This window comes from Archangium violaceum Cb vi76 (assembly GCF_000733295.1).
GTDB lineage: Bacteria > Myxococcota > Myxococcia > Myxococcales > Myxococcaceae > Archangium > Archangium violaceum.
In genome coordinates, this window is the sequence record NZ_JPMI01000353.1 from 18,665 (window position 1) to 34,250 (window position 15,586).

Genomic DNA, 15,586 nt, shown 5'->3' on the forward strand with positions numbered 1-15,586 from the left:
GCATCGAACCCAGGTTGCGCGGACCCAGGGGGAGGTCCACATGCGGCCGTACCGTCGTTTCCATGCTCAGTACCGAGAACGGCTGTCGCTCGCGGACGGGACGTGGGCGGAGCTGCGGATGGTCCGGCCCCAGGACGCGGCGCTGCTGAAGGAGGGCTTCGAGCGGCTCTCCCCGCGTTCGCGCTTTCAGCGTTTCCTGTCGGCCAAGCCGCGGCTGTCGGCGGAGGAGCTGAGGTACCTCACGAGCGTGGATGGGGAGCGGCACGTGGCCATTGGGGCGGTGACGTGGAGCCCGGCGGGGAAGGAGTTGGGGCTGGGGGTGGCCCGGTTCTTCCGCCTGGCGCACGCCCCCGAGGTGGCCGAGGTGGCCATCACCGTGGTGGATGATGCGCAGGGCAAGGGGCTCGGCCGCATCCTGCTGGACAAGCTGGTGGAAGCCGCGCGCGAGCGGGGTGTGGAGCGCTTCGACTTCCGGGTGCTGGCGGGCAACGTGCCCATGTACAAGCTCGTCCAGACGCTCGCGCCCTGCGAGCCCGAGCAGGACGAGGAGTCGCTGTGCTTCAGCGTGCCGCTGGGAGCGCCGGCGCGGGGAAGCTCGGAGCTGCTGCGCTCGCTGCTGGCGCTGGCGGCGCAGGGGGCGCTCACGATCATCGGGCCCACGTGCCGGTGGCGGAGCCTGTCCCGCGTGCCGCCGCCGGTGGCCTACGAGGAGGAAGCCCGTGTGCCTCGAGGCGCATGAGCCCGCTGGAGCTGCTCGAGGAAGGCGGGCTCGAAGACGCCATCCACGCGCAGTGAGTAGCGGAAGTACGGTGCGGCCTCGACGCCGTGGTAGTCGAAGTCGTTGAACCAGTAGGCGTGGCCGTCCACGTGCGTCTTCTCCTGACGCTCCTCGTTCCAGAGGTAGAGGCGCTTGTTGCCGCGCGGGCAGACGGTGATGAAGTGGTCGGGGGCCGTCTGGTCCTCGGGCTCGCCGTCGCGGTGGACGGTGCCGTGGTCGTTGGCGTTGAGCCCGAGCAGGGTGCAGCGGCCGATCTCCCGGAAGGGGAGGGACTTCACGAAGGCCACGGTGCGGGGGAAGTAGAGGCGGGCCTCGCGGGTGAAGTCCTTGCCGGCGCTGGTGCTCTTCTCGCTCCAGTAGCCGCCGGGGACGAGCTCGTAGAAGACCTTCCAGGGGAAGTAGACGCCGTGCTTGAACTCGAGGAAGCGCATCTGCTCGCGGGTGAGCGGGTGGTCGCGCTCCTCGCCGAACTCGTACTCATGGCGGCGGCGCGGATCGAAGGCGCCGGAGTCGCTTCCGAGCGAGACGAAGGTGGCGAACTCCTTCTCGGAGAAGCCGCGGATGACCTGGCCGTAGTCGATATAGGGGTCGTTGGCGAGCGAGGGCGGGACGATGCCCATGGCCTTGTGGCTGCCGCCCGTGTAGGTGGTGCCCACCTGGGCGAGCGCGTAGCAGATCTCCTCATCGAGCGAGGCGAGCTGAGCCAGGTCGAGGTAGGGCTCGAGGTTGATGAAGGGGCGATCCCAGATGCCCACGAGGCCGTTGCGTGCGCCTGCCATTGCGTGTCCGTCCGTCTCCGGGCCTCGAAGGGTGGCCCTGTTCCGGGCCGGAGGATACGTCCCCGAGGGGCGGGCCGGGAACGGGAGACGGGAGGTCGGGCTTCCCGTGGTGCGGCCGGGCAGGCGTCATTTCTTCCTCGCGCACGCATGCACGGTAGGCTGGCCCGGGTCACCTCATGCCCTGGCTCGCGCTCGCTCTCCTCACCATGATCGCCGTGCTGTTGCGGAAGCCGCTCATCGAGGGGCTGTTCGCGCTGGCGGAGGAGTGCAGCTTCCAGTGGGGGGCCTATCGCGGCACGCTCGGCATCACCCGGGTCATCGGGATGCTGGGCGCGGATGAGCTGACGCGGCGGTCGCTGCGGCAGCTCCGGGTGCATGCACACGAGGCGCTCGGACAGACGGCACGAGCCGTCGAGGGAGCACGGCGTCTCGCGGACGAGGCGAGGGCGGTGGGCGATTGGGGCCTCGCCAACACGGCCATCAACACCTTCATCAACGCGGGTCTCTATCAGGAGGCGCTCGAGGTCGAGCGCCGGTGGGGGCCACGGGAAGTGGACGACGCGGAGGAGTTGGGGCCTGACGAGCAGGAGGCGCTGGCACGGTTCAACCTCTGCGAGGCGCTCTACAACCTGGGGGACTGGGAAGCCGCCCACGAGTGCCTCCGGGCCGTGGAGGAGTCGTCGGCCGGGGAGCCCCTGCTCCGGCATGCGATCCTCATGCAGCGGGCGTGGATCCAGGCGCACACCGGGCAGGGGGAGGAAGCGCTCGCGACCCTGGGGCGGTTGAACCGCGAGGACATTCCCCGGGTGTATTGGAGCGAGGTGGCCTTCACCCGTGCGGCGGCGTTGTTGGCGCTGCGGCGGTACGACGAAGCCGGGAACGAGGCGAGGGCGGGGCTGAAGCTGGCGCGCCGGGTGGCGAGCACGAGGAACGGGCTGTTCATGCTCGGGCAGATTGCCCTGGCGGCGGGGCGGCAGGAGGAGGCCGCGCGTCACTTCGAGGCCGGTGCGGCACACCCGTACAAGGGGCAGGGCGGGGGGGCGTTGCTCGCATGGGGCGATTGCCTCGAGAAGCTTGGCCAGGGTGAGCGGGCCCGGGACGCGTGGAGGCTGGTGCTCGAACGGGATCCACAGAGCGCGGCGGCGCGGGAGGCGGCTTCTCGGCTCGGGCACGCGGTGAACCTTTCGTCCACGTGACCTCATCCTCTCCGTCGGGGCCGCCCAGGCAGCACGCGAGACGACTCAGCGCACCGGGGGCCTCGGCTCGATGATTGGTTTCAGCAGGCCCCGTTCCTCCAGCAGGTGTTGGACGCGCCGCGCGAGCGCTACGTGCTCGGGGTTGCTCGGGGTGAGCCGCTCCGGCGTCAGGATGACGAGCGTGCCCTTGTCGCCCACTGGCTCCACCCGGACTGGGGCGGGCAGGGCTGGCACCTCCCCGCGCTCGTGCGAGAAGTACGTCATCCACCCCACGAAACAGCCGAGCCGACTGCCATTGGAGAGCCGCTCCCGCAGCCCATCCGCCGTCGCAAGGGCCCAGTCCGGCTCCCACGCCACGGCCATGGCGCGCATGACACCGGTGAGCACAGGCGCACTCAGCATGCGTTCGTGGCCCAATGCCTCCTTGGGAAAGAAGAGATTCAGGCAATTGGGCGAAAACTCAGCCTTCGACCCGCAGTTGAACATGACCATGCCGCCCTGGTCTTGTTCTACGTGCCCCGTCCAGGCACCGAAGTGGAATCCATCATTCCCGCTCCGGTAGCCCTTCTGCCCGAAGAACCTCACGAAGGTCTCCAGCGTGGGTTCGAACTCGAGCCGCGGCGACTTCCGGCCGGAATTGCTCTGCTCATACCACCGGGCGTAGCTCGGATGGCTCTCGGCCATGAGCTGGAAGAACGTCGCCGCGCGCAGAGCGCACTGCTCGGCCGACTCTGGCCGGTGGCCCCAATAAGCTCCAGCTTTATATATTTCACTCATACGTGGCCGTTCTCATTGCAGTGGTTGTGTGTATACGACTTCTATTGATTGAAGACCTGCGTCATCGAAATACTTCCTGAGCACGGCCACCATCCGCGGCTCCGCAACGTGCCAGCGCAGTGGCAACCCACCCGCTATCCGGAATTGCCGCTGGGCCTGGTAGACCAGCTTCACCAGCCCCGTGTACCCCCATTTGGGCTCGAGGTCCTCGTCGAACCACTTGTCGTACTCGCGCGCCTTGGCTTCCTGCAGAATGCCTGTTTTCGGCTCGTAGCCGTCGTAGTCCACACACTCTCCATCCCGGCAGACCTTGTAGCACCAGCGCTTGGGCGCGCCCGTTACCTGGGCCTGGTAGTCCCGGGCCTGCTCGGACATGGCCGTGGTGTCCTCCACCCACTGCCCGGGACCGCCCACCGGAGGCCAGCCCCCACTTCCACTCCCTGGTCCCTGGGCGCCGGTGTTGGCCATGTGCAGCACGTAGGTGGCCCCCAGCACCGGCGAAGCCACCGTGGCCACACCGCCCACGGGCACCGCCACCAGGCGCACCGCCAGCAAGCCATCGCCCGTGACTGACAGCAGCGGCACTGACAGGCTGCCCAGCTTGCCGCCCCAGCTCACCGCCTTCGCCGTGCCCGCCCCGGCGGTGCCCACCGTCAGCACCGCGCCCGTGGCCAGCCGCGACACCGTCCGCACCCGCTCCGCATAGGGCTTGTGGCGGAACTCCTCCCACAGTTGCGGCGCGTTCTCGTACATAGCGCGCACTGCCCCGGGCAGCTGCGTCAGCCCCTCCAGCGTCTCCCCCGTGTAGAAGACGAGCCGGTAGAGGCCCTCCACCATGTCCACCACCCCCACCACCACGCCCTCGGCCAGCGCGAGCCCGGCGTTGTCGTCCGGCGCGTAGAGGCCAGCCGGCCGGGCCCCGTGCGGCACCGCCAGCTCCTGGTCCACCGGGAAAAGGCGCCCTCCATCGATGGCGTAGAAGGGGCCCACCTCGAAGTGCCCCGCGCGCAGGGTGCCGTCCTCCGCCAGCACCACCTCGCCCGCCTTCTGCACGGCCTCACCCGTGCCGGGCTTCACCAGGTAGCCGTCCGGGCGCAGCACCAGCAGCCGCGAGAAGCGCCGCATGCGCGCGTGCAACTCCTCGCGCGTCACCACCTGCTCGCCCGTGGCCGCCTCCAGCAGCAGGTGCGCCGCCATGCGCCGCAACCCGAAGTTGCCCAACGTCACCGGTGTGGACAGCAGATGGGGCAGCAGCTCCAGCGCTTGCGGTGGGCTCAGCGTGCGGCCGTCACCCGGCAGCGCTGTTGAGGGCACCCCCGCCCGCACGAGGAATCCCTGGAAGTAGTCCACGCTGAAGGGCACCTTGTGGGAGTGGCCGTCGCCCACCCCATCCGGCCAGCCCACGCCCACTCCTCCCCAGTCCTCCTCCTCGTCCACCACACCGGCTGCCCTGGCCCCGTGTCGGGTCCGCGCACGCGCCCGTACGCCCTCCACCGCCAGCCCGTTCGTGACGCCCGGGCCGTCCATGCCGTCTGTCCCGGCCCCGGTGGACACCAGGCCCCCGCTGGCGGTGTCCACCCTCGTGGCGGCCATCTCCCGGTCCGGGCGCTCGTTGTCTCGTGGGCCATCTGCTTCGGGTGGGGCCATGCGCCGATGTCGAGCGGCGCCCGCGAGCGCGCCTCCCATGGGGTAACCGGTCGCACATGCCGTCTGCACTCCGAGCAGCACCAGCACCAACCCCGCGCCAAACCGGGGCCTGCCGCGCGAACTCCCCGGCGACTCGAGCCACACGCCGCCGCCCTCTTCCGCTCCACGACTCGAGAATTCCTCCGCCATGACCAGGGCCTTTCTCCAGGTTCAACCTTCCTGAAGGATAGGCCGCCAGCCTCACAACCCTATAGGCAAGTAACCAGGGTGCCGCGTCCCCCTCTTTCTATGGGAACACCAACCCGGGAATGGTGATGCCGCGCGAGCTTCCATCCCTCAGCGACAGCGTCAATTCGCCACGGCCCTCGCTCCGCCGTGCGTCGGCCTCCACGATGACCGAACCTCGGCTGTTGGGCGCAATGGGATGGTCCTGCCGGATCTTCAGCCCCGTCAGTTCTCTGCCATGGGCATCCACCAGCGCGCCTGTTGTCGCCGTCCAGGGTTCCGAGCTCAAGTTCACCAGCCACACCTCCGCTGCGATGGTGTTATCGGAGCGGTAGCCATTGCCCCATTCGTAGGTGATGACTTCTTTCGGGGGAGCGAATTTTTCTTTCTTGAGTTCCTGGAACTGGATACCGGATGAGCTGATTGCTCCAGTGGCGATCAGATCCCGGAGCCCACCAGACTGCGCGAGCATGAGCTGCAACTGCTCGAGTCGGTCCCTCGTCTGCCCGAGTTCATCGCGCAGGTTCTGATTCGTGGTCTGCTCCTGAGCCAGTTCCTGCCGCAAGGAGTCCCGGGAGCGCTGGTCTCGGTACACCTCCACCTGGTGGGTTGCCCGGTCCGGATGGGCGACCAGGGAGAATGTGACACGCTGCTGATGGACCTCGTCACCCAGGAGCGCCGTGAGCCGGATGCGTTCTCCAATCATCAGGTCCGGAGGAGGGAGGAGGTTGAGCGTGCTGCGCCCTTGCGTTACCTCCAGGAAGCGCACCTCGTCTTGCAGGTCCACCTTGACGGGAGCGTCGAAGACGAAGTTCGTCATGATTCCCGGGCTGACGCAAATCTCCCAGGCGGTTGTCGCGGGAGTCAATGCGAGTTCGATGCGCTGCATTTCCTTGCAAGCTACTGCGGTGGGGGGCTGAAGCAGGGGCGCGCCGTGTGGAAGCACGAGGACCAGGATGGAGAGGAGCACGGACAGTCGCCTTTGGGACGGAACTACTCGAAACGCGAGACCGGCTGGATGGACATGATATTGGAGACACGCGCCTTCTCGCGCGTGCTGCCGGGCTCCATGGCAATGCCGAGTCCCTTCGACGTCCGTATCTGCAGACAGACCGGAACGATTTCACCGTTGGGCAGGTGTGCCTGGGTGAAACGACCGTAGACATGCCCCTTCGTGAAGAACAGCTCCCCATCAATGAGGATCCCGCCCGGGAGATTTCCCCACGGAGGGAGGATCTCGGCGGTCACGGGTCCCTCCGAAACCAGGATCTCAGGGGGGCGAGGGCCAAAGGGAGGGATGCCGATGCGATCCGTTCTCGTGAAGATGTTGAAGCGCTCGTAGGTCTCGTCGACTCCAGGCGGGCAGTCCGCGGGTGCCGGCCGCTGCCGATACTGCGGACCGCTCACGCAGGCGGATCCGGCAACGCAACCGGCGGCGAGCAGGGCTCGGGTCGTCTTGGACTTCGTCATGGGCTGTTCCTCTCGGTTCGCCGCGGTGGCGGCGGGCGCGGGGGTGGATGACTTCTCTGGCTCCGCGCCGCCGCCAACCTCCACCGTCAACCCCTCTGGCGCCAATTCCTGGCGAGGAACGTCCTGCTGGGGTGGGGACAGAGAAGGAGACTCCTTGCGTTGGCCAGGAGGCCTCTCCAGCGAAAACACTCCGAACAGCCCCAGCACTGCGGCGAGCGCGAGCCCGGCAACCCACCATCGCCCATGGACCCGGAGTCGAGGCTTCGCCGGAGCGGGGGCAGGGCGCTGATCTTGTCTGGCTTCCGGGAACAGCCGGATGCGCCAGCTCTTGTCCGCCTGGGTGCACTGCTCCATCAGGTCCTCCGCGACTGCCCGTGCATCCGGGTAGCGGGCCTCGGGCTCCTTCTCCAACATCCCCATGCACAACTCGCTCAGCGCCAGGGGGATGCGCGGGTTGAGCTCATGCGGAGCCGGTGGTGTCTTCTCGAGGATGGCCCGGTTCAGCTCCGGGCCGTTCCGGTCTCCGAAGGGAAGCGTGCGCGTCATCAGGATGTAGATGACGACGCCCATGGCCCACAGGTCGTCTCCCGGAGCGAAGGGGTAGGGTTCGCCCTCCCACTGCCGGGCGAAGCGCAACGCCTCGGGGCTGCGGTACTCCGCGGTGCCCGGCGGCAGCCGCAGGGTCAGACGTGGCGCGCCTTCCTTGATGCCCGCCGCGCCGAAGTCCACCAGGACCGGTTGCCCGTCCGTCTCGCGAACGATGATGTTGGTTTCCTTGATGTCCCGGTGCACCACGCCCGCGTCATGCACGTCCGCCAGGGTGAGCGCGAACGGCAACAACACCCGTGTCACCAGCTCGAGCGCGGAGGGATTCTCCCGGGCCGCCCAGGCGTCGAGCGTGAGGCCCTCGACGAGCTCCAGGGCCAGGACGAGCCAGTCCGGCTTGTCCTCGGGCCAGAGGCCATACCCGTGGAAGGACACCACGTTGGGGTGGCGCATCAGCCGCAGTGCGGCCGCCTCCCGGTCACCTCGCGGATCGATGCGCACCAGCTTGATGGCATAGGGCCGTCCGCTCCGTCTCGCGCGGTACACGGTGCCGAAGCTGCCGGAAGCAATCGTCGCCTCGATGGTGAAGCCCGCTACCTCTGTTCCCGGCGCGAAGCGCGGTCCAAGAAGCTCATCCTTCTGATCGAGCATCTCCCTGCCTCCAAAAACCTCGGAAGCTACCAGGGAGATGGGCTCGTGACCTGGATGCAGGGGGTAGGGTAACAGGTGGAGGACCAGGCTCGGGCAGGCGAGCTGTGCTTCTAACCTTCCTCTCCTCGCCCCTCCTGTTTTCTTTTCTTCCGCCTTTCATGGAGCTTCTCGACGAGCGAGAAGGGGAAGAGGGCGCGGTGATGGATGTTGCGGTAATACGCCGCCAGGTAGTGCTGGCCACCAATCTGTATGACGGTTTGAGCGGGAGGAGCGGTCTGCCTGTTGAACCAGGCGCTCGCCTCTTCACGCGTCTCGAACGTGGCCGCAGCTGGCGGAAGGCCGTCTCTCGTCATCTCCTCGAGATGGTATTCGAGGTCTGGGTGAGGGACCAACGAGCAGCGCTTGCCATCACGAGAAGACATGATGACATGGTATTCATCGTCGATCAGGACATAGGCCAATTCGGGCGGATTGGGATTGGCTTCGAGCCAGGCCTCCGCTTCTTCACGCGTCTTGAAGGTCGCAATCACCCGGGCAGGAGCCTTGGATTCGACATCCCTCCGATAAACCTCGAAATCATTCGCCCGGCCATCTCTCCAGATGAACCAAAGTGCATCGATAGCCAGGAGCAACAACTCCTTCTCCTTCGGAGACTGCGTGTCTTCACGATTCTTTCCGAGGAACTCCTGCGCTTCGAGGATTCGGTCGAGGAGCGCTGTCATCAGTGTGACGTGGCAAGGGATGCTTCTCATCTGACGGACTCTAGAGGTGCCAGTCTGAAACCGCCACCGCGTTACTCATTCACGGAGGGGCGCCCTGGCCACCCCGCGACGTCGCGCAGCGCCGCCTCATCGAGGTAGGGCCCGCCCTGGGGCATCCGCCCCGGCGCGTCTGGCAGCAACTCGAGGTAGAGCGGGCTTCGCTCGGGCCAGCCGGGGACTACGAGAGAGGACCCGCTTGCGGCTCTGATGGCCACAATTCAGGGCGCCGCGGTGGGCGGAGGCAGGGGCTGGTAGCGGAACGAAAGGCGGGCCGGTGTGCCAGCGCTGTCGTAGTACGAGAGCATCTGCAGTTTGAAAAATTGCCCGTTGCTGCTACGGACCACGTAGGCCAACTCCTCGCGAGGACTGAGCCGGTGCACGGAGAGATCGTAGAAGTACCAGCCGCTCTCGACTCCGTTGAACACGGGCTCCGAGGCGTCCTGCTGGTAGCCCTCGGTTGGCGCGGTCGTGAGTGAGTCCCATGGCGTGTTTTTGATCACCGCCACCCGTACCTGTCCCGTGGGGTTGCCGCCACCGCCGTTCATCGTGATGGTGTAGCGCTGGAAGGCCAGGTCCCAGGCGTTGGTCTCGAAGGCCTCATCGGTCTTCATCTCCCGGCCTTCATCGATGTCGAAGAAGACCAGGGCGGACTTGTTCGTCGCGTCGATCAGCGCGTGGGAACTCCCATCGTCCTGCGGTGTTACCTCGACGAGGGGCCCGCTGTTCGTCTGACCATCGAAGGGGTAGTCCGAGCGCAGGTCCGGGGCACAGCCCACCACCGCGAGCCCGAGGAGCAGCACCATCCCGTGAATCTGTATCCGCATGTCGATCCTCACCCGGGCTTTCTCCCAGGCGAGGAGGGGGGCTGTCCAGAGGTGGGCAGTCCGTGTCTCGAGGAGCAACTTGTCGGCCTGGAGGTGTTCGCGGTTGGTACCGTCCGAACCAGTGGGCGGGCAAGTGCCGTACGGGCATGAGGGAGCGTACAATGAGGTCGGTGGTCCTGGCGCAATGGACGTTTCTGCTGATGGTCGTGGCTGTGGCCAGTGCAAGTGGCGGATGCTCCCATACACAGAATCCGGAGCGGAGGGTCTACGTCATTTCCGAGGACGCGAGCGGAGTGGGCTCGAACCTCGAGAGCGGAACGGGCGGGGCTGGCGCGGAAGCTTACTGCAGCGAAATGGAGAAACAGTGTTTCAAGAAGTGCTGGAGGCGCAAGCCCAGAATCTCAAGCATTCCCAAGGGCTCCGCCGTGCATCATGAATACTGTACCACGACGTGCCTCGAAGAACGCATGAGGTGCGTCAAGGAACAGGAGGAGTTGGAACGGCAGGAGTCACAGAAGAAGCTTGATTTCCCAACCATCAATGCTGCACTCGGCTGGCTCAGGGAACACAAGACCGAGGTAGCGATTGGAACAGTCGTCATCGTGGGGGGCATGGTCGCCGCTCCTTACGTCATTGCTGTCATGGGTGGCGCGTTGGTTCTGGCCCCGCTGTGAGGAAGGCTTGGTGCTGAGATGGCAGACATTCCAAAATTTGATTTGGATGAAGCGATCTATTTTCTGAACCCCTTTATCGAGAATCATGCGGAAGGCTCGAAGGAGAGGAGGTTGTTCGGGCTTGCTCAGATTGCGTTGCTTTTCATTCGTTACCGCGTGAAGGGGGATGAGTTCGAAAAGTTCTATAAAGCATGCTTTGACACCTCTTTCACGGTCGAGGTTGCTCATGAGTTCGCGACGCGGGAAGAGGCGGACCAATGGCTTGCCAGCGGAAAGGCTGTTCATACCGAGCGCGTGAAGATCGCTGGCAAGGGCTTCATGGTGGTCGAGGTGTCAGGGAAGTTTTACTTCATGATCGCCCCTCTCCCGGAGGAGTTGGAGACGGACGAATGGAAGGATGATTCCGAGGAGTAGGCGCCGAGGGGGCTCGGCTCCTGTCTCCGGGCTCAATACTCCCACTGGACTCCGCCCAGCACGCCGCGCGGGGGCCGCGGGTTGAACTGCTGGTCGCCCGCGTTGAGCAGGTTGTAGGCGTTGATGAAGACATCGAACCCGCCCCGCACCCTGTAGGTGACATGGGCCTCGAGGTCGAAATACGCGGGCGCCCAGACCTCGCGCTCCTCGCCGAGGCCAATCACGTTGACCATGCCTCCGCCGTCCGTGCCCAGGTAGTACGGCCGTCCGCTCACCCACGAGCCCCGGACCGTGGCTTCCAGGTTCCACGGGCGGTACCTCGTGGACAGCTGCGCGTTGACGCGGTGCCGCGAGCGCGCCTCCAGCGGGCGGTTGCGCGTCTGATCCCTCGCGTCCAGCAGCATGTACGCCAGGTCCAGGTAGGTGGACCGGATGGGCAGCTTGAAGCGCCCGTTGACCTCGAAGCCCTGCGTGTACGCCCTGGCCACGTTCTCGTAGCTGAAGGTCACCGGGTTGTCCGGGTCCGGCGTCCCTCCGGCCGTGATGTTGATGAGGTTGTTGAGCCGGGTGTGGAAGGCGCTCGCCGAGAGCACCGACCCGTCGATGGGAGGACGCCAATCCACGCCCGCGTTCACCGCCGCGGAGCGCTCGGCCGTGAGGCTCCGGTTGCCCGCGACGATGTAGCCGATGCCCTGGTTGGTGAAGAGCAGGTACAGCTCCTGGAAGGACGGCGGACGGAACCCGAGTCCCACCGAGGCTCGCACCGTCACCGCGGGGTTCGGGTCCAGCTTGAGGGCCAGCCGCGGCGAAGGGGCTCCGCCGAACTGCGAGTCCAGATCGAAGCGGAAGCCCGGCGCCACCTTCAGCCTCGGTCCGGAGTCTTCCGAGGACAGTGCCACGTCCCACTCGTCCTGGAGGAACACGCCGCCCCGGATGCGCGCCACCGGGCTCTCCTCGAGCCGCGCCGAGGTGAGCCGCTCGCCGAGGACCTCGACTCCGCCGGTGAGCGCGTGGTCTCCGAGCCGGTGATCCGCCTGGACGACGCCCTCGTAGAGCCGGTTGACGTTCTGCGTGTAGTCGTCGAGCGCCCGCGAGCCGCGCTGGTCCTGCAGCAACTGGTCGCGGAACAGGCCGAAGTGCCCCCGGATGAGCAGGGAGGTGTCGCTGGCGAGCCGGTTCCCGCCGCCGAGCGACACATCGAACTGCTCCTGCCGCTGCCGCCGGTCCAGCACGGCGCCCGAGGGGTTGAGGTCGACGGCGTTCTCGTCGCGGAAGGTGTACTGGCTGCGCAGCCACAGGCGCGACCGGTCATCCGGCGCGTAGGCGAGGGCCACGTCGCCGTCGATCCGGCGGATGCCCGAGCCGCTCGTCGCCGCATCCGCGGGCACCCAGTCGTAGGGGTTGCGGGTGCGGTAACCGCCGCCCACGCGCACCTCGAAGGGGCCCTGTTTCGTGCCCGCGTTCGCGCGGACGTCGCCCTCCAGCAGCGTGCCGAACGAGCCTCGGACTCCCAGCTCCAACGGGCGCTGCACGCGCCGTGAAATGAGGTTCACCACGCCGCCGATGGCATCCGCTCCATAGAGCGCCGCCGCGGGCCCCTTGACGATCTCCACGCGCTCCACGTCGCGCAGGCTGAAGCGTCCGAGGTCCAGCGTGGTGCCCACCCGGCCGCTCACGCGCTCACCGTCCACGAGGATGAGCACGTACTCGGGATCCAGTCCCTGCAGGCGCATGCCCGTGCCCCGGAAGGTCTGCACGAGCTCCACGCCCGGGTGTTGTTGCAGCAGCTGGCCCAGGTCCCGCGCACCCACTGCTTCGATCTGCCTGCGGGTGATGACCTCGGTGGCCACCACCACGTCCTCGAGCTTGCGCTCGGAGCGTGTGGCGGTGATGACCGTCTGCTTGCGCCGGTCCGCTTCCTCGGGCTCGGGGGCCGCCGGGGGCGGGGCAGGGGCGGGTTCGGAGATGACGGGCCCGGCGGCGTCGGGGCTGGAGACGGCCGCGCCGGGCTGCTGGGGGTCGATCGGCTGGCTCACCACGAGGGCGGCCACCAGGGGGAGGAGCACGGGGTGACTCTCGGCCGGATGCCCCTGATCGTCAATGGGCGCACACCAGGCGAGCAGACTCGCGAAATGAGAAAGGGCCCCGGGTTGAATCCCGGGGCCCTCGATACCCTCACCCCGTCCCTCTCCCGGGGGGCGAGGGGAGGGTTACGCGGCCTTCGCCTGGCCCTTGCCGAAGGTCAGCCCGTCCTTGCCCGCGTCCACCACGATGTGGTCCCCGGGCAGGAACTCGCCCCCGAGCACCTTCAGCGCCAGCGGATCCATCAGGTACTTCTGGATGGCCCGCTTCAGCGGCCGCGCGCCGTACGTCGGATCGTAACCGCGGTCGGACAACAGATCCTGCGCCTTCTCCGTCAGCTCCAGCGTCAGCCGCTTGTCGGTCAGCAGCTTCTGCAGCCGCGCCACCTGCAGCTCGACGATCCGCCGGATGTCCTTCTTGCGCAGCGGCTCGAAGATGATGACCTCGTCCACGCGGTTGAGGAACTCCGGCCGGAAGTGCTGGCGCAAAATCCCCATCACGTCCTCGCGCGTCGCCTCGTCCAGCTCCTCCTTGCCCTGCATTCCCTCCTGCAGCGCCTGCGAGCCGATATTGCTCGTGAGGATCAGCACCGTGTTCTTGAAGTCCACGGTCCTGCCCTGGCTGTCCGTCAGCCGGCCCTCGTCGAGAATCTGGAGCAGCATGTTGAAGACGTCCGGGTGGGCCTTCTCGATCTCATCGAACAGGACCACCGTGTACGGCCGGCGCCGTACCGCCTCGGTGAGCTGGCCACCCTCCTCGTAGCCGACGTACCCCGGAGGCGCGCCCACCAGCCGGGCCACGGCGTGCTTCTCCATGTACTCGGACATGTCGATGCGCACCATCGCGGTGTCGTCGTCGAAGAGGAACTCGGCCAGGGCCTTGGCCGTCTCCGTCTTCCCCACGCCCGTGGGGCCCAGGAAGATGAACGAGCCGATGGGCCGGTTCGGGTCCTGCAACCCGGAGCGCGCCCGGCGCACCGCGTTGCTCACCGCCTCGATGGGGCTGCGCTGCCCGATGACCCGCTTCGCCAGCCGGTCCTCCATGTGCACCAGCTTCTGGACCTCGCCCTCCAACAACTTGGAGACGGGGATGCCCGTCCACTTGCCCACCACGGCGGCGATGTCCTCGGCGTCCACCTCCTCCTTGAGGAACTTGTGGTTCTTCTGCAGCTCGGCCAGCTTCTCGTTCTGCTGGGAGATCTCCTTCTCCAGGTTGGGCATGACGCCGTACTTGAGCTCCGCCGCCTTGTTGAAGTCGCCCTGCCGCTCGGCCGCCGCCTGATCGTTCTTCGCCTTCTCGAGCTTCTCCTTCTGCTCGCGGATGCCGGCGATGGCCTTCTTCTCCGAGTCCCAGTGCGCCTTCAGCCCGGTGAAGCGCTCGTTGAGCTCGGCCAGCTCCTTCTCGATCTTCTTCAGCCGCTCCACCGAGTGCGGATCCGTCTCCTTGCGCAGGCCCTCGCGCTCGATCTCCAGCTGGTTCATCTTCCGCCGGATGTCGTCGATCTCCGTGGGCATCGAGTCGATCTCGATGCGCAGGCGGCTGCACGCCTCGTCCACGAGATCGATCGCCTTGTCCGGCAGGAAGCGGTCGGAGATGTAGCGGTTGGACAGGTTGGCCGCCGACACCAGCGCCGAGTCCTGGATGCGGACGCCGTGGTGCACCTCGTAGCGCTCCTTGAGGCCACGCAGGATGCTGATGGTGTCGTGCACGCTGGGCTCGCCCACCACCACCGGCTGGAAGCGCCGCTCCAGGGCCGCGTCCTTCTCGATGTGCTTGCGGTACTCGTCCAGCGTGGTCGCGCCGATGCAGTGCAGCTCACCGCGCGCCAGTGCCGGCTTGAGCATGTTGCCCGCGTCCATCGAACCCTCGGCCTTGCCCGCGCCCACCAGGGTGTGCAGCTCGTCGATGAAGAGGATGATCTCCCCCGCCGCGTCCGCCACTTCCTTGAGGACGGCCTTGAGGCGCTCCTCGAACTCGCCGCGGAACTTGGCCCCGGCCACCATCGCGCCCAGGTCCAACGTCACCAGCCGCTTGTTCTTCAGCCCCTCGGGCACGTCCCCGTCGATGATGCGCCGCGCCAGGCCCTCGACGATGGCCGTCTTGCCCACGCCCGGCTCACCGATGAGCACCGGGTTGTTCTTCGTGCGCCGGCTGAGCACCTGGATGCAGCGGCGGATCTCCTCGTCCCGGCCGATGACGGGATCCAACTTCCCGGCCCGGGCCGCCTCCGTCAGATCCCGCCCGTACTTCTCCAGCGCCTGGTAGGTGGACTCCGCGTCCTGGCTCGTCACCCGGCTGGAGCCGCGCACTTCCTTCAGGCTGGACAGGACGCGATCACGCGTCACGCCCGAGGACTTCATCACCTCGCCCACGGCGCCCTTGTCCTGCGCGAGCGCCAGCAGCAGGTGCTCGCTGGAGACGAAGTCGTCCTTGAGCGACTTGGCCTCGTCCTCGGCCTTGTCGAAGGTTTTCAGCAGCCGCTGGCTGAGCGTCGCGCCCTCGCCGCCCTGCATCCGCGGCAGCTTCTGCAGCGCCTCGCCCAACCGGCCGGCGAACAGCTTCACGTCCACGCCAATCTTGCGCAGCAGCGGCTCGACGATGCCCTCTTTCTGCCCGAGCAGCGCGGTGACGAGATGCTCCGGCTCGTAGTTCGGGTTGTCAGCCCGGCGCGCCAGAGACTGGCCTTCCTGGATGGCCTCCTGGGCCTTGACTGTGTACTTGTCGAGTCTCATGTCCCCAACGTAAGGGTCGGGGGAGCCTTG

The 15,586-nt window shown here is 66.9% G+C and carries 13 protein-coding genes; 4 read left to right on the plus strand and 9 right to left on the minus strand.

Going from position 1 to position 15,586, the window contains the following annotated elements:
* Positions 1–40: 40 nt before the first annotated feature.
* The gene (locus Q664_RS53610; RefSeq protein ID WP_052519493.1) at positions 41–739 is read left to right on the plus strand and encodes a GNAT family N-acetyltransferase; all 699 of its coding nucleotides are present in this window, start codon (positions 41–43) and stop codon (positions 737–739) included.
* On the opposite strand, the gene Q664_RS45195 is transcribed toward Q664_RS53610, so the two are convergent.
* The gene (locus Q664_RS45195) at positions 703–1,557 is read right to left on the minus strand and encodes a hypothetical protein (protein ID WP_043411600.1); all 855 of its coding nucleotides are present in this window, start codon (positions 1,555–1,557) and stop codon (positions 703–705) included. The two genes, Q664_RS53610 and Q664_RS45195, sit on opposite strands and share 37 nt — an antisense overlap.
* A gap of 176 nt (positions 1,558–1,733) precedes the next feature.
* Here Q664_RS45195 and Q664_RS45200 point away from each other — a divergent pair, with 176 nt between their 5' ends.
* Positions 1,734–2,753, plus strand: a complete 1,020-nt coding sequence (locus Q664_RS45200) for a tetratricopeptide repeat protein (RefSeq protein ID WP_043411602.1) — start codon at positions 1,734–1,736, stop codon at positions 2,751–2,753.
* Between the two features lie 45 nt (positions 2,754–2,798).
* On the opposite strand, the gene Q664_RS54285 is transcribed toward Q664_RS45200, so the two are convergent.
* The 6 genes from Q664_RS54285 to Q664_RS45230 form a co-directional block, all read right to left on the minus strand.
* A complete protein-coding gene (locus Q664_RS54285) occupies positions 2,799–3,530 on the minus strand; it encodes an immunity 52 family protein (RefSeq protein WP_043411610.1) in 732 nt (243 codons plus the stop codon).
* A 12-nt stretch (positions 3,531–3,542) separates the two neighbouring features.
* Positions 3,543–5,366: a Tox-REase-5 domain-containing protein gene (locus Q664_RS53620; RefSeq protein ID WP_152622721.1), complete on the minus strand. Its 1,824-nt coding sequence runs from the start codon at positions 5,364–5,366 to the stop codon at positions 3,543–3,545.
* Between the two features lie 97 nt (positions 5,367–5,463).
* Positions 5,464–6,372, minus strand: coding sequence for a DUF2381 family protein (locus Q664_RS45215; RefSeq protein WP_075207693.1), 909 nt, complete (start codon positions 6,370–6,372; stop codon positions 5,464–5,466).
* Between the two features lie 23 nt (positions 6,373–6,395).
* A complete protein-coding gene (locus Q664_RS45220) occupies positions 6,396–8,069 on the minus strand; it encodes a serine/threonine protein kinase (RefSeq protein ID WP_043411617.1) in 1,674 nt (557 codons plus the stop codon).
* 110 nt (positions 8,070–8,179) lie between these two features.
* On the minus strand, positions 8,180–8,791 hold the full coding sequence (locus tag Q664_RS45225; protein ID WP_063934879.1) for a PH domain-containing protein: 612 nt from the start codon (positions 8,789–8,791) through the stop codon (positions 8,180–8,182).
* Positions 8,792–9,048: 257 nt separating this feature from the next.
* The gene (locus Q664_RS45230) at positions 9,049–9,654 is read right to left on the minus strand and encodes an HmuY family protein (protein ID WP_075207694.1); all 606 of its coding nucleotides are present in this window, start codon (positions 9,652–9,654) and stop codon (positions 9,049–9,051) included.
* Between the two features lie 161 nt (positions 9,655–9,815).
* Between Q664_RS45230 and Q664_RS45235 the strand changes: the two genes are divergently transcribed.
* Both Q664_RS45235 and Q664_RS45240 read left to right on the plus strand, forming a co-directional pair.
* The gene (locus Q664_RS45235) at positions 9,816–10,328 is read left to right on the plus strand and encodes a hypothetical protein (protein WP_052519496.1); all 513 of its coding nucleotides are present in this window, start codon (positions 9,816–9,818) and stop codon (positions 10,326–10,328) included.
* 18 nt (positions 10,329–10,346) lie between these two features.
* Positions 10,347–10,742 carry a hypothetical protein gene (locus tag Q664_RS45240; RefSeq protein WP_043411619.1) on the plus strand — a complete coding sequence of 132 codons (396 nt, stop codon included), beginning with the start codon at positions 10,347–10,349 and terminating at the stop codon, positions 10,740–10,742.
* Positions 10,743–10,774: 32 nt separating this feature from the next.
* Here Q664_RS45240 and Q664_RS45245 read toward each other — a convergent pair whose 3' ends face one another.
* Positions 10,775–12,808, minus strand: a complete 2,034-nt coding sequence (locus tag Q664_RS45245; RefSeq protein WP_043411621.1) for a TonB-dependent receptor plug domain-containing protein — start codon at positions 12,806–12,808, stop codon at positions 10,775–10,777.
* A gap of 144 nt (positions 12,809–12,952) precedes the next feature.
* On the minus strand, positions 12,953–15,556 hold the full coding sequence (gene clpB, locus Q664_RS45250) for an ATP-dependent chaperone ClpB (protein ID WP_043411624.1): 2,604 nt from the start codon (positions 15,554–15,556) through the stop codon (positions 12,953–12,955).
* Positions 15,557–15,586: the final 30 nt, after the last annotated feature.